The organism is Pseudomonas sp. FP1742 (assembly GCF_030687145.1).
GTDB lineage: Bacteria > Pseudomonadota > Gammaproteobacteria > Pseudomonadales > Pseudomonadaceae > Aquipseudomonas > Aquipseudomonas frederiksbergensis_D.
Genome location: NZ_CP117460.1, coordinates 6,445,886 through 6,470,033 on the forward strand (window position 1 = coordinate 6,445,886; position 24,148 = coordinate 6,470,033).

The window sequence follows — 24,148 nt, forward strand, 5'->3', positions numbered from 1 at the left end:
GGTTTTTCGGGCGCCGAGTGCCTTGGACAAAGGCTAAGCCCGATAGCGACCGCTCGTCGCAGAGAATCGGCCAACAGGCCAATTCAGGGTTTTCCTCAACCGTCGCCCACCGAAAACAATCGCCCATACTCCCCTGAAAATGAAAAAGGGGATAGTCATTTGCAAAAGAGCCCACTAGGGTAAGCCTTTTCCAGACTGCACTTGCAGATGGGCCTTCGATCTGTAAAGGAATCCGACCATGCGCCTCGCTGCCCTACCACTGTTGCTCGCCCCGCTTCTGCTGAGCCCCTTGGCCCATGCCGCCGCCCTGAGCGTCTGCACCGAGGCCAGCCCGGAAGGGTTCGATGTGGTGCAATACAACTCGCTGACCACCACCAACGCCTCGGCCGACGTGCTGATGAACCGCCTGGTGGACTTCGACACCGCCAGCGGCAAAGTGGTCGCCAGCCTCGCGGACAGTTGGGAAGTCACGCCCGATGGCCTGACCTACGTCTTCAAATTGCACCCGCAGGTGAAATTTCACCACACAGAGTACTTCAGCCCGACGCGCGATCTGACTGCCGAAGACGTGAAGTTCAGCTTCGACCGCATGCTCGACCCGGCGAACCCGTGGCACAAAGTCGCCCAGAGCGGCTTCCCGCACGCCCAGTCAATGCAGTTGCCGACGCTGATCAAGAAAATCGACGCCCTGGACCCGCTCACCATCCGTTTCACCCTCGATCACCCGGATTCGACTTTCCTGCCAACCCTGAGCATGGGCTTCGCCTCGATCTATTCGGCCGAATACGCCGACCAACTGATGAAGGCCGGCACTCCGGAGAAGCTCAACAGCCAGCCGATCGGCAGCGGCCCGTTCATCTTCACGCGCTTCCAGAAAGATGCCTCGATTCGCTACAAGGCCAACCGCGACTACTTCCAGGGCAAGCCATCGGTGGACCCGCTGATCTTCGCGATCACCCCGGACGCCAACGTGCGTTTGCAGAAACTGCGCCGCAACGAGTGCCAGATCGCCCTGTCACCCAAACCGCTGGACGTACAGGCTGCGAAGCAGGAACCGACCCTGAAGGTAGAAAAGACTGACGCCTTCATGACCGCATTCGTCGGCATCAACAGCCAGCATCCGCCGCTGGACAAACCAGAGGTGCGCCAGGCAATCAACCTCGCGTTCGACAAGGCCAACTACGTCAAAGCGGTATTCGAAGACACCGCCGAGCCTGCCAATGGGCCCTACCCGCCCAATACCTGGAGCTACGCCAGGAATTTGCCGGGCTACCCTCACGATGTCGAGAAAGCCCGGGCGCTGATGGCCAAGGCTGGGCTCAAGAATGGCTTCCAGACCACCATCTGGACCCGCCCTTCCGGCAGCCTGCTGAACCCCAATCCGAGCCTCGGCGCGCAATTGCTTCAGTCCGACCTGGCGGAAATCGGCATTCAAGCCGAAATCCGTGTGATCGAATGGGGCGAGCTGATTCGCCGCGCCAAGGCCGGCGAACATGACCTGCTGTTCATGGGCTGGGCCGGTGACAACGGTGACCCGGACAACTTCCTCACGCCGCAGTTTTCCTGCGCGGGGATCAAATCCGGCACCAACTTCGCCCGCTACTGCAACCAGGACCTGGACAAGCTGATCAGCGCCGGCAAGACCACTGGCGAGCAAGGTGTACGCACCAAGCTCTACGAGCAGGCCCAGGCGCAGATCCAGCAACAGGCGTTGTGGCTGCCGCTGGCTCACCCGACCGCCTTCGCCCTGACGCGCAAGGACGTCGAGGGTTATCAGGTCAGCCCGTTTGGCCGGCAGGATTACTCCAAGGTCAACTTCAAGTAATCAGCGTCGCCACAAAAGCTGTGGGAGCAGGCTCGCTCCCACAGGGACTCATCTAGCCTTTCCCCTTCACATCCACCCGTACTCGGCCATGGACAACGGATCGCCTTCACCGACGATGAAATGGTCGAGCACCCGCACATCGATCAGGTCCAGCGCTTCTTGCAGGCGCTTGGTCAGCATCCGGTCGGCTTGACTGGGGTTGGAGTTACCCGACGGATGGTTGTGGCAGAGGATCAACGCTGCGGCGTTGTGGGCCAAAGCGCGTTTAACCACTTGTCTTGGATAGACACTGGTACTGTCGATGGAGCCGCGAAACAGCACTTCAAAGGTCAGCACTTGATGTTTTGAATCCAAAAACAGACAACCGAATACCTCGTGAGGCTCGTGGCGCAGCATCGACTTCAGGTAATCACGAACCGCCTGCGGATTTTCCAGTGCCGATTTCTGGCGCGCACGTTCGGCTAAATGCCGCCTGCCCATTTCCTGTGCCGCTTGCAACTGAGCGAATTTCGCCGGCCCGAGCCCCAATTGCCTGCTGAACGCAGTTTGATCGGCTTCGAGCAGTGAACGCAGGCTGCCAAACTGACTCAACAGATGCCGTGCCAGATCTACTGCACTTTTACCCGATACACCGGTACGTAAAAAAATCGCTAGCAACTCGGCGTCCGAAAGACTCGCCGAACCCAACTCAAGTAACCTCTCCCGCGGTCGCTCCGCCGCTGGCCAATCGCGAATGCTCATAACACCTCCATGTAAGTGGGCGCCGCTGTTCCGTAGCGGTCGCTGTGATATCGTAGCCCATCTTTTTTGCGGGCGATTTCACCCCTGGGGAGGGGGTATCGCCATGCAGTCATCAACGAAATGAAAGGCAGACCTATGCAGCGGCTGTATCGGAAACGCATCGTTCTGGGCGTCGGCGGCGGCATTGCTGCCTACAAGAGCGCCGAGCTGGTTCGCCGCCTGATCGACCAGGGCGCCGAAGTGCGCGTGGTCATGACCCGTGGCGGCAGCGAATTCATTACCCCGCTGACCATGCAGGCCCTGTCCGGGCACCCGGTCCACCTGGACCTGCTGGACCCGGCGGCCGAAGCCGCCATGGGCCACATCGAACTGGCCAAATGGGCCGACCTGGTATTGATCGCCCCCGCCACCGCGGACCTGATCGCTCGCCTGGCCCAAGGCATTGCCGACGACCTGCTGACCACGCTGGTGCTGGCCACCGACGCAATCGTCGCCGTGGCGCCGGCGATGAATCAGGCCATGTGGCGCGACCCGGCGACCCAGGCCAACCTGCAGACCCTCGAAAGTCGCGACCTCAAAGTCTTCGGCCCGGCCTCCGGCAGCCAGGCCTGCGGCGATGTCGGCATGGGCCGCATGCTCGAAGCCACCGACCTCGCCCTGTGCGCGGCAGACTGCTTCCAGCGTCTGGCGCTGACCGGCAAACATGTGCTGATCACCGCTGGTCCGACCCAGGAAAACATCGACCCGGTGCGCTACATCACCAACCACAGCTCCGGCAAAATGGGCTTTGCCCTGGCCGAAGCCGCGGTAGAAGCCGGCGCCCGCGTGACCCTGATCACCGGCCCCGTGCACCTGCCGACCCCGGATCGCGTCACGCGCATCGACGTGGTCAGCGCCCGCGACATGCTCGCCGCTTGTGAAGCCGCGATTCCTTGCGACCTGTTTATCGCCTCGGCAGCGGTCGCGGACTACCGCCCGGAAGTCGTGGCCCCACAGAAACTCAAGAAAGACCCTACAAGCGGCGACGGCTTGTTGCTACAGATGGTGCGCAACCCAGACATCCTGGCCACCATCGCCACCCGTCCCGACCGTCCGTTCAGTGTCGGCTTTGCCGCCGAAACCGAACACCTGCTCGACTACGCTGCCCGCAAGTTGAAAGACAAGAACCTCGATCTGATCGTCGCCAACGACGTCGCCAACCCGAGTATTGGCTTCAACAGCGAAGAAAACGCCTGCAGCGTGATCGACCGGGAATTGCACGCCACTATTTTTGCCCAGACCAGCAAAGGCAAGATTGCCCGCCAGCTGATCACTTTTATCGCCGAACGTCTGAACCAGGTTTAATTTACATGCACGCTTTGCAAGCCAAGATCCTCGACCCACGCATCGGCAGCGAATTTCCGCTGCCGCAGTACGCCACGCCCGGCTCCGCCGGCCTCGACCTGCGCGCCATGCTGGAAAAAGACACCATCATCAAGCCGGGCGAAACCCTGCTGATCCCTACCGGCCTGTCGGTATACATCGGCGACCCGGGCCTGGCGGCCTTGATTCTGCCGCGCTCAGGCCTGGGCCATAAACACGGCATCGTGCTCGGCAACCTGGTCGGCCTGATCGACTCCGATTACCAGGGCCCGCTGATGGTGTCGTGCTGGAACCGTGGCCAGACCGATTTCAACATCGTTGTCGGCGAACGCCTGGCCCAATTGGTGCTGGTGCCGGTGGTTCAAGCGCATTTTGAAATGGTCGAAGAGTTCGTCGAAACCCAGCGCGGCACCGGCGGGTTCGGCCACTCCGGCAGCCACTGATTATCGGCATTCAGGCTGGGAGCGCCGCCTGGCCTGACCTGCCCTCTGCATTTTAAGGATGAAAATTGCACAGACGTCATCTGGAAGGTTTACCACTGAAAATCAAGGCATTGGCCGACCAATTGCCCGCCGATGTTGATGGCATGGCCTTTTCACACCACGAACTCTCGGTGGAAAACACCGTCATACCCTTCAGTTTGAGCCCGCCGACGAGTTTTTCGCCGGCAGGTCCAGCCACTTTCAAGATGGAGCATTCCTACAGATGAGCACCCCAGCCCAAGTCGCACCCAAGTTCCCCGACAGCATTTTCCGCGCCTACGACATTCGTGGCACCGTCCCGGAATTCTTGAACGCTGAAACCGCTTATTGGCTCGGCCGCGCCATCGGCTCCCAGAGCCTGGCCCAGGGCGAACCCAATGTGTCAGTCGGCCGCGACGGTCGCCTGTCCGGCCCGGAACTGGTGGAACAATTGATCCAGGGCCTGGCCGACAGCGGCTGCCACGTCAGCGACGTCGGCCTGGTACCAACCCCTGCGCTGTACTACGCCGCCAACGTACTGGCCGGCAAATCCGGGGTGATGCTCACCGGCAGCCACAATCCGTCGAACTACAACGGCTTCAAGATCGTCATTGCTGGCGATACCCTGGCCAACGAACAAATCCAGGCCCTGCACGACCGCCTCAAGACCAACAACCTGAGCAGCGGCAAGGGCAGCATCACCAAGGTCGAGATTCTCGACCGCTACAACACCGAAATCGTCCAGGACATCAAACTCGCCCGCCGCCTGAAAGTGGTGGTCGATTGCGGTAACGGCGCGGCCGGCGTGATTGCCCCGCAACTGATCGAAGCCCTGAACTGCGAAGTCATCCCGCTGTTCTGCGATGTCGATGGCAACTTCCCGAACCATCACCCGGACCCGGGCAAGCTGGAAAACCTGGTAGACCTGATCGCCAAGGTCAAGGAAACCAACGCTGACCTGGGCCTGGCCTTCGACGGCGATGGCGACCGCGTGGGCGTGGTCACCAACACCGGCAGCGTCGTGTTCCCGGACCGCCTGCTGATGCTGTTCGCCAAAGATGTGGTAGCACGCAACCCCGACGCGGAAATCATCTTCGACGTCAAATGCACCCGCCGCCTGATCCCGCTGATCAAGGAATATGGCGGTCGTCCGCTGATGTGGAAAACAGGTCACTCGCTGATCAAAAAGAAAATGAAACAATCCGGCGCCCTGTTGGCCGGCGAAATGAGCGGGCATATCTTCTTCAAGGAGCGCTGGTTCGGTTTCGACGACGGCATTTACAGCGCCGCGCGGCTGCTGGAGATCCTCAGCAAAGAGAAATCCACCGCGGAAGAGTTGTTCGCGACCTTCCCGAACGATATTTCTACGCCGGAAATCAATATCCATGTGACCGAAGAGAGCAAATTCAGCATCATTGATGCACTGCATGACGCACAGTGGGGTGAAGGCGCCGACCTGACCACCATTGACGGCGTGCGAGTCGACTATGCCAAAGGCTGGGGCCTGGTTCGCGCCTCCAACACCACACCGGTGCTGGTACTGCGCTTCGAGGCCGATGACGAGGCTGAATTGCAGCGCATCAAGGATGTGTTCCACGTCCAGCTGAAGCGCGTTGCACCTGATCTCCAATTACCGTTTTGATCTATTGAAGCACCCGGAGCCCTGAATGACCCTCGAACGCGAAGCCGCCGCCAACACCGCCAAGGTCCTGTCCGAAGCGCTGCCTTACATTCGCCGCTATGTCGGCAAGACGCTGGTGATCAAATACGGCGGCAACGCGATGGAAAGCGAGGAGCTGAAAACCGGCTTCGCCCGCGACATCGTGCTGATGAAAGCCGTGGGCATCAACCCGGTGGTGGTTCACGGCGGCGGCCCGCAAATCGGCGACCTGCTCAAGCGCCTGTCGATCGAGAGCCACTTCATCGATGGCATGCGCGTGACTGACGCGCAGACCATGGACGTCGTGGAAATGGTCCTCGGCGGCCAGGTGAACAAGGACATCGTCAATCTGATCAACCGTCATGGCGGCAGCGCCATCGGCCTGACCGGTAAAGACGCCGAGCTGATTCGCGCGAAAAAGCTCACTGTCACCCGTCAGACCCCGGAGATGACCCAGCCGGAAATCATCGATATCGGCCACGTCGGCGAAGTGGTCGGGATCAACACCGACCTGCTGAACCTGCTGGTCAAAGGCGACTTCATTCCGGTGATCGCGCCGATCGGCGTGGGTGCCAATGGCGAGTCGTACAACATCAACGCCGATCTGGTAGCCGGTAAAGTGGCCGAGGCACTGAAAGCTGAAAAGCTGATGCTGCTGACCAACATCGCCGGCCTGATGGACAAGAGCGGCAAAGTCCTGACCGGCCTGAGCACCCAACAAGTCGACGAGCTGATCGCCGATGGCACCATCTACGGCGGCATGCTGCCGAAGATCCGTTGCGCGCTGGAAGCGGTACAGGGCGGCGTGGGCAGCTCGTTGATCATCGATGGTCGGGTGCCGAATGCAATTCTGCTTGAGATCTTCACCGATACCGGTGTGGGCACCTTGATCAGCAATCGCAAGCGTCACTGATTCAAAACGTTAAAAAGATCGCAGCCTTCGTCAGCTCCCACGGATTTTCGGATGTACGAAAAGCCTGTAGGAGTTGATGAAGGCTGCGATCTTTTTTATGCGCGCAGGAAATGCCTGACCTGATTGGGCGAAACGTCCGACATCACGAAGGAAGCCATCTGCATAGGATCTTCTCTGTACTCACAGGAGATTGACCATGCAAAAAGACTACGTCCCTTACGGCAGTGATGTTTCACCTGGCACCTATGTCTGCGTCGATTGCGGTCATGAATATTCGAACCAGGCGAAAACTTCGATGCCGCCGTGCCCGCAATTTCGCAAAACTGCTCACACCCGCCATGGTTGGAGAATTCTGACTGGCCAGGGCGATGCTGTGGCTGATCCGTACCCAGAGAAAACGAATAAGCCCACCGGGATCAAAAAGGCCGAGACATTCAGCAGTACCAGCAAAAAATAATCCTGGTGAAACTGGGCCATACATAAACAGAAGACCCCGCTCAGATTACTGAACGGGGTCTTTTGTTACCTGTGATCCCTGTGGGAGCGGGCAACCCCGCTCCCACAGGGATCACAGCGTAGTTACACGCCGAACTGGGCGCGATAGGCTTCTACAGCAGGCAAATGTTGCTTGAGCTGCGGATCGTCAGCCAGGAATTCGAGCACCTGGTTCAGCGAAACGATGCTGATCACCGGAATGCCGAAGTCACGCTCCACTTCCTGGATAGCCGACAATTCGCCGTTGCCACGCTCCTGACGGTTCAGGGCAATCAGCACACCGGCGGCTTTGGCGCCGTCCTGGGAAGCGATGATCTGCATCACTTCGCGGATGGCGGTGCCGGCGGTGATCACGTCGTCGATAATCAGCACGTCACCGGTCAATGGCGCGCCGACCAGGCTGCCGCCTTCGCCGTGGGCCTTGGCTTCCTTGCGGTTGAAGCACCATGGCAGGTCACGGTCGTGATGTTCGGCCAGCGCCACGGCGGTGGCTGCCGCCAACGGGATGCCTTTGTAGGCCGGGCCGAACAGTACGTCGAAGGAAATACCGCTCTCGACGATGGCTGCCGCGTAGAAACGGCCCAACTGCGCCAGGGCCTTCCCTGAGTTGAACAGGCCGGCATTGAAGAAGTATGGACTGGTGCGCCCGGACTTCAGGGTGAACTCACCGAAGCGCAAAACGCCGCGATCGATGGCAAAACGAATGAAATCGCGTTGATACGCTTGCATGAAAAAAACCCCAAATACCACGGATTTAGCTAATTAGGTAGACGCCGTGTATCATACCCGCACGCGATTTTTGGGGCCACTTATGCGGATCATCAGTGTGAACGTCAATGGTATTCAGGCTGCAGTCGAGCGTGGTTTGCTCAGTTGGCTGCAAGCACAGAATGCCGACGTCATCTGCCTGCAGGACACCCGTGCCTCCGCCTTTGAACTGGACGATCCAGCCTTCCAACTGGATGGCTACTTCCTTTATGCCTGCGAAGCCGAAGTTCCCGCCCAAGGTGGCGTGGCTTTGTACTCGCGGTTGCAACCGAAGGCTGTCATCAGCGGTCTCGGCTTCGAGACGGCCGACCGCTACGGGCGTTACCTGCAAGCCGATTTCGACAAGGTCAGCATCGCGACCTTGCTGCTCCCTTCGGGGCAGAACGGCGATGAAGACTTGAACCAGAAGTTCAAGCTAATGGACGACTTCGCCCGTTATCTGGATAAACAGCGGCGCAAACGTCGCGAGTACATTTATTGTGGCTCGCTGTACGTGGCGCAACAGAAGCTGGATATCAAGAACTGGCGCGACAGCCAGCAATCCCCGGGCTTCCTGGCACCTGAACGTGCCTGGATGGACGAGATTGTCGGCAACATGGGTTATGTCGATGCCCTGCGCGAAGTCAGCCGCGAAGGCGACCAGTACAGCTGGTGGCCGGACAACGAACAGGCGGAAATGCTCAACCTGGGCTGGCGTTTCGACTACCAGCTGCTGACCCCTGGCCTGCGCCGCTTCGTACGCAGCGCACGCCTGCCACGTCAGCCACGGTTCTCGCAGCACGCACCGCTGATCGTGGACTACGACTGGACGCTGACTATCTAAGCGTCTTCTCGCGGATGAAAAAAAGCCGACATCGCTGTCGGCTTTTTTGTGCGCGCCGGTTTCAGGACTAGATACGCTGATTATCTAATGCAGGAACGGGCTTGCTCGCGAAAGCGGTCGGCCAGTCACATCAACGCTGAATGTGACGGCCTCTTCGCGAGCAAGCCCGCTCCCACAGGGGGGGCGTGTCGCCGCTTATTTCACCAGCCGCCAGGTGAAGGGATAGCGGTAAGGCACCCCGTCATTGGCCTTGAGCCCGGCAATGATGCACAGCACCATCGCCCCGATCAGCACCAACGGCAGCAACGCAAAGCCGATCAACACCAGCATCAGCAGGTAACAGATGCCCGAGACCAGGGCCACGGTGATCTGAAAGTTCAGCGCTTCTTTGCCTTGGGCATCGATGAACGGGTCGGCTTCACGCTTCCACTGCCAGAGTATCAGCGGCCCGATCAGGTGACCGAACGGAAACCAGACACCGAGAAACGCCGAGAGGTGACAAAACATCGCCCACTGGCGAGCCTCGGAGCTCGGGGTGGGAAGCAACTGCTGTTCATCACTCATGGCGCTCTCCTTTGCCGGACGTCAAAACAATCAGTCAGCCAGTGCAGCTTTCTGCAGTTCGAAAATCTCGATCATGCCTTTCTTCGCCAGTGCCAGCATTGCGTTCAGCTCTTCCGGCTGGAACGGTGCGCCTTCGGCAGTGCCCTGGACTTCGATGAAACCACCAGTGCTGGTCATCACCACGTTGAGGTCAGTCTCGGCAGCCGAGTCTTCCAGGTAGTCGAGGTCAAGCACAGGCTCGCCCTGGTACATGCCCACCGAAACGGCAGCGATCATTTGCTTGAGCGGGTCGCCACCTTTGAGGCCGCCGCGCTTCTTGATCACTTTCAAGGCGTCGACCAGTGCAACCATGGCACCGGTGATTGACGCGGTGCGGGTGCCGCCGTCAGCCTGGATCACGTCGCAGTCGACGTACAGGGTGACGTCGCCCAGCTTGGACATGTCCAGCGCAGCGCGCAGCGAACGACCGATCAGACGCTGGATCTCCAGAGTGCGACCGCCTTGCTTGCCGCGGCTCGCTTCACGCTGGTTACGCTCACCGGTGGCGCGCGGCAACATGCCGTATTCAGCGGTCAACCAGCCCTGGCCCTGCCCCTTGAGGAAACGCGGCACGCCGTTCTCGACGCTGACGGTGCAGATGACCTTGGTATCACCGAACTCGACCAGTACAGATCCCTCGGCGTGTTTGGTGTAGTTGCGGGTAATGCGGATCGAGCGGAGCTGATCGGCAGCGCGACCACTTGGACGTTTCATAGGGATTACCTGTACGGGGGACGGAAAACTGCCGAGCATTATAGAGCCGTGGGCCGCAAGTGGGCACTTCTAAAAAAATCGCCCGACGATCGAAGCCCCTGAACAGAGCGTAGCCGACGGCCTGCAGCTCATTGTCACAGCGTGTGATTGGGCGCATCCGCGTCACTGCGCTACAATCCTGCGCCTTTGCTGCCTGTCGGCTTTAATTCACAGATAGCGGGTCCGCGAACCATGGGTTACGCGCCGACCTGCATTGCGAGGTACCTTCATGGTGCACAGCATGACCGCTTTCGCCCGCGTCGAGAAAGCCGGTGTCCAGGGCACCCTGAGCTGGGAGCTGCGCTCGGTCAACAGCCGCTACCTGGAACCCCACCTGCGTCTGCCGGAATCTTTCCGCGACCTCGAAGGCGCGGTCCGCGAGGCCCTGCGCCAGGAACTGTCCCGGGGCAAGCTCGAATGCACCCTGCGTTTCACCGAAGAAAACACTGGCAAACCGCTGCAAGTGGACCGCGAGCGCGCCGCGCAATTGGTCGCTGCCGCCGAGACCGTCGCCAGCCTGATCAAGAACCCGGCCGCGCTGAACCCGCTGGAAGTCCTGGCCTGGCCCGGCGTGCTGGTGGCCGACGCCGCCGACCCGCAAGCGCTGAATGCCGAAGCCCTGACGCTGTTCAACCAAGGCCTGAAAGAACTCAAGGCCGGCCGCGAGCGCGAAGGCGCGGAGCTGGCGCGGTTGATCAACGAGCGCCTGACGTCCATCGAAGAAGATGTGGTGATCCTGCGCGAACTGGTCCCGCAGATGCTCGCCACCCAGCGCCAGAAGGTCCTCGACCGCTTCACCGACATGAAGGCCGACCTCGACCCGCAGCGCCTGGAGCAGGAAATGGTCATGCTCGCGCAAAAGAGCGACGTCGCCGAAGAACTGGATCGCCTGAGTACTCACATCATCGAAGTTCGCCGGGTACTCAAATCCGGCGGCGCTGCCGGCCGGCGCCTGGACTTCCTGATGCAGGAGCTCAACCGCGAAGCCAATACACTGGGCTCCAAAGCCTTCGACCCGCGCAGCACCCAAGCGGCGGTCAACCTCAAGGTGTTGATCGAGCAAATGCGCGAACAAGTGCAGAATATTGAGTAAGGCAAACCTGACATGACCCACAGTACCGGCACCCTGTACATCATTTCCGCACCTTCGGGCGCGGGCAAGAGCAGCCTGGTCAAAGCCCTGACCGACGCTGATCAGGAGATCCGCGTCTCGGTCTCCCACACCACCCGCGCCATGCGCCCGGGTGAAGTGAATGGCGTGAACTATCACTTCGTCGAACGCAGCGAGTTCGTGAAGATGATCGAGCACGGAGATTTCCTCGAGCGCGCCGAAGTGTTCGGCAACCTCTATGGCACTTCGCAAAGCCACCTGCAGCAGACCCTGGACGAAGGCCACGACCTGATTCTGGAAATTGACTGGCAGGGTGCGGAGCAAGTGCGCAAATTGATGCCCCAGGCCCGTTCGATCTTCATTCTGCCGCCGTCCCTGGAGGCCCTGCACCAGCGCCTGACCAATCGCGGCCAGGACAGCGACGAGATCATCGAAGGCCGGATGCGCGAAGCCGTCAGTGAGATGAGCCACTATGTCGACTACGACTACCTGATCATCAACGACGATTTCGCCCACGCGTTGCGCGATTTGCAGGCGATTTTCCGCGCCAATCAGCTGCATCAGAAGCGTCAGCAGCAGCGTCACGGCAAATTATTGGCTGAATTGCTCGGCTAAACAGCTCTTCCCAAAACCGCTGCAAGGGCTTTACATTGGCACTTATAGCGCGTTGAAGAGCCTGGTCAAAAAATCAGCGCTTCCCTAATCGCTGGTGATTTTTTAAACTGTTGAGTCCGCTCGCCCAACCGGGCAGCGCGCATATTGCATTCGCTCCGAGGAATACCATGGCCCGCGTAACCGTTGAAGACTGCCTAGAACACGTGGAAAACCGCTTTGAGCTGGTCATGCTCTCTACCAAGCGTGCCCGTCAACTGGCCACCGGCGGCAAAGAGCCCCTGGTTCAGTGGGAAAACGACAAGCCTACAGTTGTAGCGCTGCGTGAAATCGCTGAAGGCCTGATGAGCTACGAGTTCATCGCCAACGCTGAAATCGTCGAAGACGAACCGCTGTTCGCAGCGTTCGAGGACGAGTCCAACGAGGCAGTATAAGGCCATGCCTGGTCGACGTAGCACGGCGCGGGGTCATAGCAAACGGCAGGAATTATCATGCCGAGCATAGACGCCCTCGCCGATCGCTTATCGACCTACCTCGGCAAGGACCAGGTCAACCTGGTCCGCCGAGCGTACTTCTACGCCGAACAAGCCCACGACGGCCAACGCCGCCGTAGCGGTGAGGCGTACGTCACGCATCCTCTTGCGGTGGCGAATATTCTTGCCGACATGCACATGGACCATCAGAGCCTGATGGCGGCCATGCTGCATGACGTGATCGAAGACACCGGTATTGCCAAGGAAGCGCTGCAAGCGCAGTTCGGCGAAACCGTGGCCGAACTGGTCGACGGGGTCAGCAAACTGACCCAGATGAACTTCGAGACCAAAGCCGAAGCCCAAGCGGAAAACTTCCAGAAAATGGCCATGGCCATGGCGCGCGACATTCGCGTAATCCTGGTCAAACTGGCCGACCGCCTGCACAACATGCGTACCCTGGAAGTGCTGTCCGGCGAAAAACGCCGGCGGATCGCCAAGGAAACCCTGGAAATCTATGCGCCCATCGCCAACCGGCTGGGCATGCACGCCATCCGCATAGAATTCGAAGACCTCGGCTTCAAGGCCATGCACCCGATGCGTTCCGCGCGGATCAACCAGGCGGTCAAACGCGCCCGGGGCAACCGCAAGGAAATCGTCAACAAGATCGAAGAGTCCCTCAGCCACTGCCTGGCCATCGACGGCATCCAGGGCGAGGTCAGCGGTCGTCAGAAACACCTCTACGGCATCTACAAGAAAATGCGCGGCAAGCGTCGGGCCTTCAACGAGATCATGGACGTCTACGCGTTCCGGATCATCGTCGACAAGGTCGACACCTGCTACCGCGTGCTGGGTGCCGTGCACAATTTGTACAAACCGTTGCCGGGGCGCTTCAAGGATTACATCGCGATCCCCAAGGCCAACGGCTACCAGTCGCTGCACACCACGCTGTTCGGCATGCACGGTGTACCGATCGAGATCCAGATCCGCACCCGTGAAATGGAAGAGATGGCCAACAACGGCATCGCCGCCCACTGGCTGTACAAATCCAGCGGCGACGAGCAGCCAAAAGGCACTCATGCCCGCGCCCGCCAGTGGGTCAAAGGCGTGCTGGAAATGCAGCAACGGGCCGGCAACTCGCTGGAATTCATCGAGAGTGTGAAGATCGACCTGTTCCCGGACGAGGTCTATGTGTTCACGCCCAAGGGCCGGATCATGGAGCTGCCCAAAGGCTCCACGGCGGTCGACTTCGCTTACGCGGTGCATACCGACGTGGGCAACAGCTGCATTGCCTGCCGGATCAACCGTCGTCTCGCGCCGCTGTCCGAACCGCTGCAAAGCGGCTCCACGGTCGAGATCGTCAGCGCCCCCGGCGCGCGGCCGAACCCGGCGTGGCTCAACTTCGTGGTCACCGGCAAAGCGCGGACCCACATCCGCCATGCGCTGAAACTGCAACGCCGCTCCGAATCCATCAGCCTCGGCGAACGCCTGCTGAACAAGGTGCTCAACGGCTTCGACAGCTCCCTGGAAAAAATTCCGGCCGAGCGTGTGCAGTTGATGCTCCACGAATACCGCCTCGAATTGATCGAAGACCTGCTCGAAGACATCGGACTGGGCAATCGCATGGCTTACGTAGTCGCCCGACGCCTGCTCGGCGAAGGCGAACAGCTGCCGAGCCCGGAAGGTCCGCTGGCGATTCGCGGCACCGAAGGCCTGGTGCTCAGTTACGCCAAGTGCTGCACGCCGATCCCTGGCGACCCGATCGTTGGCCATCTGTCCGCCGGCAAAGGGATGGTGGTGCACCTGGACAACTGCCGCAACATCAGCGAAATCCGCCACAACCCGGAAAAATGCATCCAGCTCTCGTGGGCCAAGGATGTCACCGGCGAATTCAACGTCGAGCTGCGCGTCGAACTGGAACACCAGCGTGGCCTGATCGCCCTGCTGGCCAGCAGCGTCAACGCGGCCGACGGTAATATCGAAAAAATCAGCATGGACGAACGCGACGGTCGTATCAGCGTGGTCCAACTGGTGGTCAGCGTGCACGACCGCGTGCACCTGGCCCGCGTGATCAAGAAACTGCGCGCCCTGACCGGGGTCATCCGCATCACCCGCATGCGCGCGTAGCCCACCCTTCACAAGGAGTCATACATGACCAAGACCGTTATCAACAGCGACAAGGCCCCGGCCGCCATCGGTACTTACTCCCAGGCGATCAAGGCTGGCAACACCGTCTACATGTCGGGTCAGATTCCTCTGGACCCAAAAACCATGGAACTGGTCGAAGGCTTCGAAGCCCAGACCGTCCAGGTGTTCGAGAACCTCAAAGCCGTGGCTGAAGCCGCCGGTGGTTCGTTCAAAGACATCGTCAAACTGAACATTTTCCTGACCGACCTGAGCCACTTCGCCAAGGTCAACGAGATCATGGGCAAGTACTTCGACCAGCCTTACCCAGCCCGCGCCGCCATCGGCGTTGCAGCCCTGCCAAAGGGTTCGCAGGTTGAAATGGATGCCATTCTGGTCATCGAGTAATGTGTCTGGCGCAGCCTTGCGAGGCTGCGCCGACTGATCTTGTACAAAGGGTTCTGAAAGGATTCCACCATGCGCCACGCGCTAGCTCTCTCGCTGGTCGCCCTACTCTTGGGCGGATGTGCCAGCAACCCTGCCGACCGTGATATCAGCGGCACCTGGATCAACCAGGTGGCGATCGATGCCGCATCCAAAGGCGGCCCCCTGCGTGAAGCGCTCCAGGCCTATGGCCCGAATCTGGAATGGAACGTCAACACCAGAGCCGGTCAGGCCCGCTACACCAATGGTTTTGAAAACGTCGAAGGCAAGCTGCTGGGCGAAAAGTCCGGCGCCTGGAATGTCGACTTTTATGGCAGCTCCGCCAGCGAGCTGAAGCGTGATGGCAAGCGACTGAGCCAGGCTGCCAACGACAACGAGCCCGAGCAAATCTTCGACCGTGCATCGGTCCAGGTTCCGGAAGGCGCGCCGATTGGCGCCAGTTTCGAGCGGGCGCTGTATTCGGCTTACATGGGCGGCAGCTGGAAAATCCTCAGCGGCCCAGGCGAAGGCAACACCGTGCAATTCCAGGCCGATGGCCAGGTTGCCGGCCTGCCCGGTGCAGATCGCTATGCCCTGTGCCTGGCGGGCGATTGCGCGTCGATGAGCGGCGGCAACGATAACATCTGGCTGCAGGCGAACGGCCAGGGCAATACCTGGATCTTTGCGCGCAAGGGCAAGGAACTGGAGATTTTCCAGACCGTGAATACCGCTCTGGCGGACGAGATGCCTTCGTTTACGCCGGGTGATCGCAAATGGTTGCTGGAAAAGCAGTAACCCGGCCCTGAGGCCAATGCAGAACCCATGTGGGAGCGGGCTTGCTCGCGAAAGGGGTGTAACAGTCAGCGATGATGTTGAATGTTATGGCCCCTTCGCGAGCAAGCCCGCTCCCACTTTTGGTTTGTGGTGACTGGAAGTCAGCAGCGGCCTTCAAGGATCGCCGCATAACCTTCACGGAAACTCGGATACTTCGGCGTCCAGCCCAACGCCTTCGCCCGGGCGTTGCTGCAGCGCTTGCTGCCGGCACGACGCACACTGGCGTCATCGGCCCATTCGGTCACGCCCAGGTACTCACGCAACCAACCCACCACCTCTGCCATTGGCGCAGGCGCATCGTCGACACCGATGTAGTCATCATCCAGCGTCACGCCGCGCCGATCCGCCTGCAGCAGGAACGCCAGCAACCCCGCCGCGTCGTCGACGTGAATGCGGTTGGCGTACAACGGCGGATCGATTGCCACGCGATAACCGCGACGAACCTGAGTCAGCAGCCACTCTCGACCCGGTCCATAAATACCGGTCAGGCGCACGATGCTGGCGGGGATGCCACTATCACGCGCCACTTGCTCGGCCTCCAGCATCAAACGCCCCGAGTAACCGCCCGCCACCGTCGGCGAGGTTTCATCGATCCACTCACCTTCCTGCTGTCCGTAAACACTGCTGCTGGAAACAAACAGAATGCGCTTTGGCTGCTGGCCATGTTGTTTCAACCACCCCAGCACATGCTGCAAACCCTCAACATAAGCAGCGCGATACCCCGCCTCGTCGTGGTCGGTGGCGGCGGCGCTGTACACCAGATAATCCAGCGGCGCGGTCGGCCAGTCAGCCGGGCATTGCGCGCTGAACAAGTCACCCGCAACGCCCACCACACCGCTCGGCAAGCGCGACACAGTGCGGCGCAGACCATAAACCTGCCAGTGGCCGGCCAGCAATTGCGTGGCCAGACGGCTGCCGACATCACCGCAGCCGGCGATCAAAACAGAAGGCGCGGACATCAGAAAACTCCCTCAAGAAAGGTACAGACTAGCGCCCGAAATGGATGAGCAGCTAACAATGGAGGAAAAAAAGAGACGCTATTACTTTTGTTAACAAGAATTAATTGCAATAATGCCAGCCACTTTTGTTCTCGGCCTTACGAGGCCTGGAAGAGCATCTACCGTTTTTTCTTTCTCAGGTCCGGCCAGCATGACACCCAATCAATTCCCCGCTTCGCCTACCAAACGACCTCGCGCCTGGAGCACGGTAGCCGCCCTGCTGCTCAGCCTGATGCTGGCGCCGACCGCCGTATACGCCGATGCGCAAGCGCCGGCCACACAGCCTGCGGCCACTCAAACACCAGCCGCTCAAGCCGCACCTGCCGCGACCGATCCGGTCCAGGCCGTAGACGCCGCTGACATGCCGCAAGCTCTCGAAGCCGACAACTCCCTGGGCATGGCCCACGACCTGTCGCCATGGGGCATGTATAAGAACGCCGATATTATCGTGAAAATCGTGATGATCGGCCTGGCCATCGCCTCGATCATCACCTGGACCATCTGGATCGCCAAGGGCTTCGAGCTGTTAGGCGCCAAGCGTCGTCTGCGCGTTGAAATCGCCCACCTGAAAAAAGCCGCCACCCTTAAGGAAGCCAGCACGACGGCGGCCAAGGCAGGCACCCTGGCCAACCTGCTGGTCCATGACGCGCTGGAAGAAATGCGCCTGTCGGCCAACAGCCGCGAGAAAGAAGGCATCAAGGAACGCGTGAGCTTCCGCCTGGAGCGCCTCGTCGCAGCCTGCGGGCGCAACATGAGCAGCGGCACCGGCGTGCTGGCCACCATCGGTTCAACCGCGCCGTTCGTCGGCCTGTTCGGCACCGTGTGGGGCATCATGAACAGCTTCATCGGCATCGCCAAAACCCAGACCACCAACCTCGCCGTCGTGGCTCCCGGCATCGCCGAAGCCCTGCTGGCGACCGCGCTGGGCTTGGTGGCAGCGATTCCTGCGGTGGTCATCTACAACGTCTTCGCCCGCTCCATCGCCGGTTACAAGGCGCAAGTGTCCGACGCCTCGGCGGAAGTCCTGCTGCTGGTCAGCCGCGACCTCGACCACCTGCCGCCCGAGCGCAGCTCGCAACCGCACATGGTGAAAGTGGGGTAATCGGCCATGGGCCTGCATTTGAAAGAAGGCGCAGACGACGATCTGGCCGAGAACCACGAAATCAACGTCACCCCGTTCATTGACGTGATGCTGGTGCTGTTGATCATCTTCATGGTGGCCGCTCCCTTGGCCACCGTGGACATCAAGGTCGACCTGCCCGCCTCCACCGCCAAACCGGCGCCGCGACCAGAGAAACCGGTATTTCTCAGCGTGAAAGCTGACCAGCGCCTGTTCCTCGGCGAAGACGAAGTGAAGGCCGAAACCCTCGGCGCCACACTCGACGCCAAGACCCAGGGCAAGAAAGACACGACGATCTTCTTCCAGGCCGATAAAGGCGTGGACTACGGCGACCTGATGAGCGTGATGGACGCCCTGCGCGCCGCCGGTTACCTGAAGGTCGGCCTGGTCGGACTCGAGACGGCAGCCAAGAAATGATCAACACGCGCCAAAAGCTGACGCGTTACAGCGCAAGCCTGGCCGTGGTGCTGGGCGTCCATGCGCTGGCCATTGCGCTGGCGCTGAACTGGACGTCGCGCCCGCCGATCGAACTGCCGCCGCAGGCGATGATGGTCGAGCTGGCGCCGCTTCCGGCCCCGCCACCGCCCGCACCGCCGAAGGTGATCACGCCTCCGCAGCCACCGGCACCGGTGGAAGAACTGCCGATTCCAAAACTCGCTGAAGCGCCGAAGGCCGAGATTGCCGTGCCCAAGCCGGTAAAACCCAAGCCAAAGCCTCAACCGCCCAAGCCTGTGGAGAAAAAGCCGGAGCCACCGAAGGAAAAGCCTTCCGAGGAGAAGCCTAGCGACACGCAGCCAACCCAGGCGCCAACGGAGAAGTCCGCTCAGCCGGCTCCCGGTCCATCGCCCGCGCAACAAGCCGCCAAGGCCAGTTGGCAAGGCACCCTGCTCGCGCACCTGGCCAAGTACAAAAAGTACCCGGCCAGCGCACAGCAACGCGGCAAGGAAGGTTTGAACCGTCTGCGCTTTGTGGTGGATGCCGAAGGTAACGTGCTGTCGTTCGAACTGGTGGGCCGCTCCGGCAATGCCGACCTGGACCGGGCCACCCTGGAGATGATCCGCCGCGCCCAACCGCTGCCCAAGCCACCGGCCGACATGCTGAACAACGGCACCATCGAAATCGTTGCACCGTTTGTTTACTCGCTGGAACGACGCCGCTAAAACACCGCCGAAGCAATGTGGGAGCGGGCTTGCTCGCGAATACGGTGTGACAGTCGATATCAACTTTGACTGACACACCGTATTCGCGAGCAAGCCCGCTCCCACAGGTTCTTTGGCGGCTACAAAACCTGTGAGGGCACCAAAAGGTGCCTTTTTGCATATCTGGAAACGCCAAACCTGCATTGCCCAGTGTCACTTAGCACACTCAGTCTGATAACGTGCGTCTATCGATTGCAGCCGGTATGCTTGGCCCGCAACTTCATGGACGCTTGCTATGACTCTCACAGAATTACGCTACATCGTTACCCTCGCCCAAGAGCAGCACTTCGGCCACGCGGCCGAGCGTTGCCACGTCAGCCAGCCAACCCTGTCGGTGGGCGTGAAAAAGCTTGAAGACGAGCTCGGTGTGCTGATTTTCGAGCGCAGCAAGAGCGCCGTGCGCCTGACCCCGGTGGGTGAAGGCATTGTCGCCCAGGCGCAAAAAGTCCTGGAACAGGCCCAAGGCATCCGCGAACTGGCCCAGGCCGGCAAGAACCAGCTGACCGCCCCGCTGAAAGTCGGCGCGATCTACACCGTCGGCCCGTACCTGTTCCCGCACCTGATTCCACAACTGCACCGGGTCGCCCCGCAGATGCCGTTGTACATCGAAGAAAACTTCACCCACGTGCTGCGCGACAAACTGCGCAACGGCGAGCTCGACGCGATCATCATCGCCCTGCCGTTCAACGAAGCCGACGTGCTGACCTTGCAGCTCTACGATGAGCCGTTCTACGTCCTGATGCCGGCCCAGCACCCGTGGACGCAAAAAGAATCCATCGACGCCGCTCTGCTCAACGACAAGAGCCTGCTGCTGCTCGGCGAAGGCCACTGCTTCCGCGATCAAGTGCTGGAAGCCTGCCCGACCCTGGCCAAAGGCAACGACGGCGCCAAGCACACCACGGTGGAATCAAGCTCGCTGGAAACCATCCGCCACATGGTCGCCTCTGGCCTGGGCATTTCGATCCTGCCGCTGTCGGCGGTGGACAGCCACCACTACGCCCCCGGCGTGATCGAAGTGCGCCCACTGAGCGCGCCCGTACCGTTCCGCACCGTGGCCATCGCCTGGCGCGCGAGCTTTCCACGGCCCAAGGCGATTGAAATCCTCGCCGACTCCATTCGCCTGTGCTCGGTGGCCAAGCCGCCCGCGCCGGTGGTGGCCGGTTAAGTCGCTGTCATGACCGAGTTGTCGCAAGTGTCGGTGACGGCACTCAAGGGTGTCGGCGAAGCCATGGCCGAGAAACTGGCCAAGGTCGGCCTGGAGAATCTCCAAGACGTGCTGTTCCACCTGCCGTTGCGTTATCAGGACCGCACCCGCGTGGTCCCGATCGGCCATTTGCGACCCGGGCAAGACGCGGTGATCGAAGGCACCGTCAGCGGTGCCGACGTGGTCATGGGCCGACGCCGTAGCCTGGTTGTCCGTCTGCAGGACGGTACCGGTGGGCTCAGCCTGCGTTTCTACCATTTCAGCAACGCCCAGAAAGAAGGCCTCAAACGCGGCACGCGGATTCGTTGCTACGGCGAAGCCCGGCCCGGAGCCTCGGGGCTGGAGATCTACCACCCGGAATACCGCGCCATCACCGGCGACGAGCCGCCGCCGGTGGATGAAACCCTGACCCCGGTCTACCCGCTCACCGAAGGCCTGACCCAGCAGCGTTTGCGCCAACTATGCATGCAAACCCTGACCCTGCTCGGCCCCAGCAGCCTGCCCGACTGGCTGCCAACCGAACTGGCCCGGGACTATCAACTGGCGCCGCTGGCCGATGCGATCCGCTACCTGCATCACCCGCCCGCCGATGCCGACGTCGACGAACTCGCCCTCGGTCATCACTGGGCCCAGCACCGCTTGGCCTTCGAAGAGCTGCTGACCCATCAACTGTCCCAGCAACGCCTGCGCGAAAGCATGCGTGCCCTGCGCGCGCCGGCCATGCCCAAAGCCACGAAGCTGCCAGCACAGTATCTGGCCAACCTCGGCTTCACCCCGACCGGCGCCCAGCAACGGGTCGGCAACGAAATCGCTTACGACCTCAGCCAGCACGAACCGATGCTGCGGCTGATTCAGGGCGACGTTGGCGCGGGCAAAACCGTGGTCGCCGCCCTCGCCGCACTTCAGGCGCTGGAAGCGGGTTATCAGGTCGCACTGATGGCGCCCACCGAAATTCTCGCCGAGCAGCACTTCATCACCTTCAAGCGCTGGCTCGAACCGCTGGGCATCGAAGTCGCGTGGCTGGCGGGCAAGCTCAAGGGCAAAAACCGCGTGGCCGCGCTGGAGCAGATCGCGGGCGGCGCACCGATGGTGGTCGGCACCCACGCGCTGTTCCAGGACGAAGTGCAGTTCAAGAACCTGGCGCTGGCGATCATCGACGAACAGCACCGCTTCGGCGTGCAGCAGCGCCTGGCATTGCGACAGAAAGGCGTCGGCGGGCGGATGTGTCCGCACCAGCTGATCATGACCGCCACGCCAATCCCGCGGACGCTGGCCATGAGCGCCTACGCCGACCTCGACACCTCGATCCTCGACGAACTGCCCCCCGGCCGTACCCCGGTGAACACGGTGCTGGTAACCGATACCCGACGCGTCGAAGTGATCGAACGGGTGCGCGGCGCTTGTGCCGAGGGCCGTCAGGCCTATTGGGTGTGCACGCTGATTGAAGAATCGGAAGAGCTGACCTGCCAAGCCGCCGAAACCACACACGAAGACCTCACCGCCGCCCTCGGCGAGTTGAAAGTCGGCCTGATCCACGGCCGCATGAAACCCGCCGAAAAAGCTGCCGTCATGGCCGAATTCAAGGCCGGCAACCTGCAACTGCTGGTCGCCACCACCGTGATCGAAGTCGGCGTCGACGTGCCCAACGCCAGCCTGATGATCATCGAAAACCCCGAACGCCTCGGCCTCGCGCAGCTGCACCAGTTGCGTGGCCGCGTCGGCCGGGGCAGCGCCGTCAGCCATTGCGTGCTGCTCTACCATCCACCGCTGTCGCAGATCGGCCGTCAGCGGCTGGGCATCATGCGCGAAACCAACGACGGTTTTGTCATCGCCGAAAAAGACCTCGAACTGCGCGGCCCCGGCGAAATGCTCGGCACACGCCAGACCGGCCTGCTGCAATTCAAGGTCGCGGACCTGATGCGCGACGCCGATTTACTGCCCGCCGTGCGCGATGCCGCCCAGGCCTTGCTCGAGCGTTGGCCGGATCACGTCAGCCCGCTGCTCGACCGCTGGCTACGCCATGGGCAGCAATACGGCCAAGTGTGAGCACTGTCGCAGTTTCTGGACCCTGGCCTTAAACAAGCTGGTTATACTCCTGCAATTGTTTGCAAACGGATACAGACCATGACAGAAGCTGCCCTCGCCCCCGAAACCCCGCACGCTCCGTCTGTTATTCGGTTGCTGCTCGGCAAACTGGGCATCGCCTACCAGGAAGTCCTCGACCATCACGGCCTGAACGCCTCACGCAAAGTGCAGGCGGTTTTGCTGGACGATGCCGTCGGCGCGCTCATGGTGCTGTTCCCGCAAAGCCAACTGCTCGACCTCAACCGCCTCGCCGAACTCACTGGCCGCCGGTTGACCGCCGTATCCACCGAACGCCTGGTAAAAATGCTCGGCAAACACAGCCTGAGCCTGCTGCCCGGCCTGCCGGCGCTCACCAGCTCGCCGTGTCTGTATGACGAAAGCCTGCTGCGCGAACCGAAGTTGCTGATCAACTCGGGCGAGCCGGGCGTGCTGCTGGAAATCACCAGCGAAGATTTCAAAACCATGCTGACCAAGGCCAGCGCCGGCAACTTCGGCGAAGCCGTGCACAGCATCCGCCCGAACCTTGACCGCCCCGATGATGACCGCGAGGAAATCACCCAGGCCGTGCAAGCGTTCACCGCGCGGCGTATTCAGCAACGTCTGGAAGAGACCATCGAGATTCCGCCGCTGGCCGAAACCGCGCAGAAAATCATCAAACTGCGGGTCGACCCCAACGCCACCATCGACGACATCACCGGCGTGGTCGAAACCGACCCGGCCCTGGCCGCCCAAGTCGTCAGCTGGGCGGCGTCGCCGTACTACGCCTCACCGGGCAAGATTCGTTCAGTGGAAGACGCCATCGTCCGCGTGCTGGGTTTCGACCTGGTGATCAACCTGGCGCTGGGCCTGGCCCTGGGCAAAACCCTGAGCCTGCCCAAAGACCACCCGCAACACACCACGCCGTACTGGCAGCAATCGATCTACACCGCCGCCGTCATCGAAGGCCTGACCCGCGCCATGCCCCGCGCCCAGCGCCCGGAAGCCGGCCTGACCTACCTCGCCGGCCTGCTGCACAACTTCGGCTACCTGCTACTGGCCCACGTCTTCCCGCCGCACTTCTCGCTGATCTGCCGCCACCTGGAGGTCAACCCGCACCTGTGCCACAGCTATGTTGAGCAACACCTGCTGGGCATCAGCCGCGAACAGATCGGCTCATGGCTGATGCGCTACTGGGACATGCCCGAAGAACTGGCCACCGCCCTGCGCTTCCAGCATGACCCGAGCTATGACGGTGACTATGCCGAATACCCGAACCTCGTGTGTCTGGCGGTGCGGTTGCTGCGTAGTCGTGGGATTGGTTCCGGGCCGGATGAAGACATTCCCGACGCGCTGCTGGAGCGTGTGGGCCTGACTCGCGACAAGGCTAACGATGTAGTCAGTAAAGTGCTTGAAGCCGAAGTGCTGCTGCGCGAACTGGCTTCGCAATTCAGCCAGGCATAAAAAGCCGCTGCCACACTCAATCGAGTGTGGCAGCGGCTTTTTATGGAACTGGCTTTTGCGGGAGCAAGCCTGCTCACAAGGAATCCGACTCAGCGTACGGAATTTGGCTAGACGTCGCCGTCTT

General features: G+C 61.0%; 24 protein-coding genes and 1 pseudogene. 19 read left to right on the forward strand and 6 right to left on the reverse strand.

The window, feature by feature from the left end; all coding sequences use genetic code 11:
- Positions 1-238: 238 nt before the first annotated feature.
- On the forward strand, positions 239-1,825 hold the full coding sequence (locus PSH64_RS29345) for an ABC transporter substrate-binding protein (protein WP_105342277.1): 1,587 nt from the start codon (positions 239-241) through the stop codon (positions 1,823-1,825).
- A 66-nt stretch (positions 1,826-1,891) separates the two neighbouring features.
- Here PSH64_RS29345 and radC read toward each other — a convergent pair whose 3' ends face one another.
- Positions 1,892-2,566: a DNA repair protein RadC gene (gene radC, locus PSH64_RS29350; protein ID WP_105342279.1), complete on the reverse strand. Its 675-nt coding sequence runs from the start codon at positions 2,564-2,566 to the stop codon at positions 1,892-1,894.
- Positions 2,567-2,701: 135 nt separating this feature from the next.
- Here radC and coaBC point away from each other — a divergent pair, with 135 nt between their 5' ends.
- Positions 2,702-3,910 (forward strand): bifunctional phosphopantothenoylcysteine decarboxylase/phosphopantothenate--cysteine ligase CoaBC, encoded by a 1,209-nt coding sequence (gene coaBC, locus PSH64_RS29355; protein ID WP_105342283.1) that lies wholly within the window; start codon positions 2,702-2,704, stop codon positions 3,908-3,910.
- Positions 3,911-3,915: 5 nt separating this feature from the next.
- Complete coding sequence (gene dut / locus PSH64_RS29360; RefSeq protein WP_305479377.1) at positions 3,916-4,371, forward strand: dUTP diphosphatase; 456 nt, start codon at positions 3,916-3,918, stop codon at positions 4,369-4,371.
- Positions 4,372-4,447: 76 nt separating this feature from the next.
- Here dut and PSH64_RS29365 read toward each other — a convergent pair whose 3' ends face one another.
- Positions 4,448-4,615 carry a hypothetical protein gene (locus PSH64_RS29365; RefSeq protein ID WP_305479378.1) on the reverse strand — a complete coding sequence of 56 codons (168 nt, stop codon included), beginning with the start codon at positions 4,613-4,615 and terminating at the stop codon, positions 4,448-4,450.
- A gap of 39 nt (positions 4,616-4,654) precedes the next feature.
- Between PSH64_RS29365 and PSH64_RS29370 the strand changes: the two are divergent.
- The 3 genes and pseudogenes from PSH64_RS29370 to PSH64_RS29380 form a co-directional block, all read left to right on the forward strand.
- Positions 4,655-6,031: pseudogene (locus PSH64_RS29370) on the forward strand (phosphomannomutase/phosphoglucomutase); the annotation flags it as partial.
- Between the two features lie 25 nt (positions 6,032-6,056).
- Positions 6,057-6,962, forward strand: coding sequence for an acetylglutamate kinase (gene argB / locus PSH64_RS29375; protein WP_105342289.1), 906 nt, complete (start codon positions 6,057-6,059; stop codon positions 6,960-6,962).
- Positions 6,963-7,158: 196 nt separating this feature from the next.
- The gene (locus PSH64_RS29380) at positions 7,159-7,419 is read left to right on the forward strand and encodes a hypothetical protein (protein WP_305479379.1); all 261 of its coding nucleotides are present in this window, start codon (positions 7,159-7,161) and stop codon (positions 7,417-7,419) included.
- 122 nt (positions 7,420-7,541) lie between these two features.
- Here PSH64_RS29380 and pyrE read toward each other — a convergent pair whose 3' ends face one another.
- Positions 7,542-8,186: an orotate phosphoribosyltransferase gene (gene pyrE / locus PSH64_RS29385; protein ID WP_018927484.1), complete on the reverse strand. Its 645-nt coding sequence runs from the start codon at positions 8,184-8,186 to the stop codon at positions 7,542-7,544.
- Between the two features lie 82 nt (positions 8,187-8,268).
- Between pyrE and PSH64_RS29390 the strand changes: the two genes are divergently transcribed.
- Positions 8,269-9,048 (forward strand): exodeoxyribonuclease III, encoded by a 780-nt coding sequence (locus PSH64_RS29390; protein ID WP_007934608.1) that lies wholly within the window; start codon positions 8,269-8,271, stop codon positions 9,046-9,048.
- 195 nt (positions 9,049-9,243) lie between these two features.
- Here the strand turns inward: PSH64_RS29390 and PSH64_RS29395 are convergent, their stop codons facing one another.
- Positions 9,244-9,612: a DUF4870 domain-containing protein gene (locus tag PSH64_RS29395; RefSeq protein WP_105342294.1), complete on the reverse strand. Its 369-nt coding sequence runs from the start codon at positions 9,610-9,612 to the stop codon at positions 9,244-9,246.
- Between the two features lie 30 nt (positions 9,613-9,642).
- Complete coding sequence (gene rph / locus PSH64_RS29400; RefSeq protein ID WP_007934600.1) at positions 9,643-10,365, reverse strand: ribonuclease PH; 723 nt, start codon at positions 10,363-10,365, stop codon at positions 9,643-9,645.
- 268 nt (positions 10,366-10,633) lie between these two features.
- Here rph and PSH64_RS29405 point away from each other — a divergent pair, with 268 nt between their 5' ends.
- The 6 genes from PSH64_RS29405 to PSH64_RS29430 all read left to right on the forward strand — a co-directional run bounded on the left by PSH64_RS29405 (position 10,634) and on the right by PSH64_RS29430 (position 15,939).
- A complete protein-coding gene (locus PSH64_RS29405) occupies positions 10,634-11,497 on the forward strand; it encodes a YicC/YloC family endoribonuclease (RefSeq protein WP_105342297.1) in 864 nt (287 codons plus the stop codon).
- Between the two features lie 12 nt (positions 11,498-11,509).
- The gene (gene gmk / locus PSH64_RS29410; protein ID WP_105342298.1) at positions 11,510-12,130 is read left to right on the forward strand and encodes a guanylate kinase; all 621 of its coding nucleotides are present in this window, start codon (positions 11,510-11,512) and stop codon (positions 12,128-12,130) included.
- Between the two features lie 167 nt (positions 12,131-12,297).
- Complete coding sequence (gene rpoZ, locus PSH64_RS29415; RefSeq protein ID WP_003177259.1) at positions 12,298-12,561, forward strand: DNA-directed RNA polymerase subunit omega; 264 nt, start codon at positions 12,298-12,300, stop codon at positions 12,559-12,561.
- A gap of 57 nt (positions 12,562-12,618) precedes the next feature.
- Positions 12,619-14,724, forward strand: coding sequence for a bifunctional GTP diphosphokinase/guanosine-3',5'-bis pyrophosphate 3'-pyrophosphohydrolase (gene spoT, locus PSH64_RS29420; protein WP_007894658.1), 2,106 nt, complete (start codon positions 12,619-12,621; stop codon positions 14,722-14,724).
- Positions 14,725-14,748: 24 nt separating this feature from the next.
- Positions 14,749-15,129, forward strand: a complete 381-nt coding sequence (locus PSH64_RS29425) for a RidA family protein (RefSeq protein ID WP_003177257.1) — start codon at positions 14,749-14,751, stop codon at positions 15,127-15,129.
- Positions 15,130-15,198: 69 nt separating this feature from the next.
- Positions 15,199-15,939, forward strand: a complete 741-nt coding sequence (locus tag PSH64_RS29430) for a hypothetical protein (protein WP_305479380.1) — start codon at positions 15,199-15,201, stop codon at positions 15,937-15,939.
- 140 nt (positions 15,940-16,079) lie between these two features.
- Here PSH64_RS29430 and PSH64_RS29435 read toward each other — a convergent pair whose 3' ends face one another.
- Positions 16,080-16,937, reverse strand: a complete 858-nt coding sequence (locus PSH64_RS29435) for an SDR family oxidoreductase (RefSeq protein ID WP_305479381.1) — start codon at positions 16,935-16,937, stop codon at positions 16,080-16,082.
- A gap of 190 nt (positions 16,938-17,127) precedes the next feature.
- On the opposite strand from PSH64_RS29435, the gene exbB reads away from it, so the two are divergent.
- The 6 genes from exbB to PSH64_RS29465 all read left to right on the forward strand — a co-directional run bounded on the left by exbB (position 17,128) and on the right by PSH64_RS29465 (position 24,024).
- Positions 17,128-18,078, forward strand: a complete 951-nt coding sequence (exbB, locus tag PSH64_RS29440) for a tonB-system energizer ExbB (RefSeq protein ID WP_305479382.1) — start codon at positions 17,128-17,130, stop codon at positions 18,076-18,078.
- Between the two features lie 6 nt (positions 18,079-18,084).
- A complete protein-coding gene (gene exbD / locus PSH64_RS29445) occupies positions 18,085-18,513 on the forward strand; it encodes a TonB system transport protein ExbD (RefSeq protein ID WP_007894651.1) in 429 nt (142 codons plus the stop codon).
- On the forward strand, positions 18,510-19,256 hold the full coding sequence (locus PSH64_RS29450) for an energy transducer TonB (RefSeq protein ID WP_105342305.1): 747 nt from the start codon (positions 18,510-18,512) through the stop codon (positions 19,254-19,256). The genes exbD and PSH64_RS29450 overlap by 4 nt, the downstream gene beginning before the upstream one ends.
- 274 nt (positions 19,257-19,530) lie before the next feature.
- A complete protein-coding gene (locus PSH64_RS29455; protein ID WP_008007618.1) occupies positions 19,531-20,460 on the forward strand; it encodes a hydrogen peroxide-inducible genes activator in 930 nt (309 codons plus the stop codon).
- 9 nt (positions 20,461-20,469) lie between these two features.
- The gene (gene recG / locus PSH64_RS29460) at positions 20,470-22,545 is read left to right on the forward strand and encodes an ATP-dependent DNA helicase RecG (protein WP_019650087.1); all 2,076 of its coding nucleotides are present in this window, start codon (positions 20,470-20,472) and stop codon (positions 22,543-22,545) included.
- Between the two features lie 78 nt (positions 22,546-22,623).
- Positions 22,624-24,024 carry an aminoacyl-tRNA deacylase and HDOD domain-containing protein gene (locus PSH64_RS29465; RefSeq protein WP_305479383.1) on the forward strand — a complete coding sequence of 467 codons (1,401 nt, stop codon included), beginning with the start codon at positions 22,624-22,626 and terminating at the stop codon, positions 24,022-24,024.
- Positions 24,025-24,148 lie beyond the last annotated feature (124 nt).

What these genes read in the sequence shown, in the direction of transcription:
- PSH64_RS29425 (WP_003177257.1), top strand. Translation starts at nt 14,749, where the DNA reads ATGACCAAGACCGTTATCAACAGCGACAAGGCCCCGGCCGCCATCGGT.
- dut (WP_305479377.1), top strand. Translation starts at nt 3,916, where the DNA reads ATGCACGCTTTGCAAGCCAAGATCCTCGACCCACGCATCGGCAGCGAA.
- PSH64_RS29405 (WP_105342297.1), top strand. Translation starts at nt 10,634, where the DNA reads ATGGTGCACAGCATGACCGCTTTCGCCCGCGTCGAGAAAGCCGGTGTC.
- PSH64_RS29345 (WP_105342277.1), top strand. Translation starts at nt 239, where the DNA reads ATGCGCCTCGCTGCCCTACCACTGTTGCTCGCCCCGCTTCTGCTGAGC.
- coaBC (WP_105342283.1), top strand. Translation starts at nt 2,702, where the DNA reads ATGCAGCGGCTGTATCGGAAACGCATCGTTCTGGGCGTCGGCGGCGGC.
- recG (WP_019650087.1), top strand. Translation starts at nt 20,470, where the DNA reads ATGACCGAGTTGTCGCAAGTGTCGGTGACGGCACTCAAGGGTGTCGGC.
- PSH64_RS29455 (WP_008007618.1), top strand. Translation starts at nt 19,531, where the DNA reads ATGACTCTCACAGAATTACGCTACATCGTTACCCTCGCCCAAGAGCAG.
- PSH64_RS29380 (WP_305479379.1), top strand. Translation starts at nt 7,159, where the DNA reads ATGCAAAAAGACTACGTCCCTTACGGCAGTGATGTTTCACCTGGCACC.
- PSH64_RS29395 (WP_105342294.1), bottom strand. Translation starts at nt 9,612, where the DNA reads ATGAGTGATGAACAGCAGTTGCTTCCCACCCCGAGCTCCGAGGCTCGC.
- PSH64_RS29390 (WP_007934608.1), top strand. Translation starts at nt 8,269, where the DNA reads ATGCGGATCATCAGTGTGAACGTCAATGGTATTCAGGCTGCAGTCGAG.
- PSH64_RS29450 (WP_105342305.1), top strand. Translation starts at nt 18,510, where the DNA reads ATGATCAACACGCGCCAAAAGCTGACGCGTTACAGCGCAAGCCTGGCC.
- rph (WP_007934600.1), bottom strand. Translation starts at nt 10,365, where the DNA reads ATGAAACGTCCAAGTGGTCGCGCTGCCGATCAGCTCCGCTCGATCCGC.
- gmk (WP_105342298.1), top strand. Translation starts at nt 11,510, where the DNA reads ATGACCCACAGTACCGGCACCCTGTACATCATTTCCGCACCTTCGGGC.
- exbD (WP_007894651.1), top strand. Translation starts at nt 18,085, where the DNA reads ATGGGCCTGCATTTGAAAGAAGGCGCAGACGACGATCTGGCCGAGAAC.
- argB (WP_105342289.1), top strand. Translation starts at nt 6,057, where the DNA reads ATGACCCTCGAACGCGAAGCCGCCGCCAACACCGCCAAGGTCCTGTCC.
- PSH64_RS29465 (WP_305479383.1), top strand. Translation starts at nt 22,624, where the DNA reads ATGACAGAAGCTGCCCTCGCCCCCGAAACCCCGCACGCTCCGTCTGTT.
- rpoZ (WP_003177259.1), top strand. Translation starts at nt 12,298, where the DNA reads ATGGCCCGCGTAACCGTTGAAGACTGCCTAGAACACGTGGAAAACCGC.
- PSH64_RS29430 (WP_305479380.1), top strand. Translation starts at nt 15,199, where the DNA reads ATGCGCCACGCGCTAGCTCTCTCGCTGGTCGCCCTACTCTTGGGCGGA.
- exbB (WP_305479382.1), top strand. Translation starts at nt 17,128, where the DNA reads ATGACACCCAATCAATTCCCCGCTTCGCCTACCAAACGACCTCGCGCC.
- spoT (WP_007894658.1), top strand. Translation starts at nt 12,619, where the DNA reads ATGCCGAGCATAGACGCCCTCGCCGATCGCTTATCGACCTACCTCGGC.
- PSH64_RS29435 (WP_305479381.1), bottom strand. Translation starts at nt 16,937, where the DNA reads ATGTCCGCGCCTTCTGTTTTGATCGCCGGCTGCGGTGATGTCGGCAGC.
- radC (WP_105342279.1), bottom strand. Translation starts at nt 2,566, where the DNA reads ATGAGCATTCGCGATTGGCCAGCGGCGGAGCGACCGCGGGAGAGGTTA.
- pyrE (WP_018927484.1), bottom strand. Translation starts at nt 8,186, where the DNA reads ATGCAAGCGTATCAACGCGATTTCATTCGTTTTGCCATCGATCGCGGC.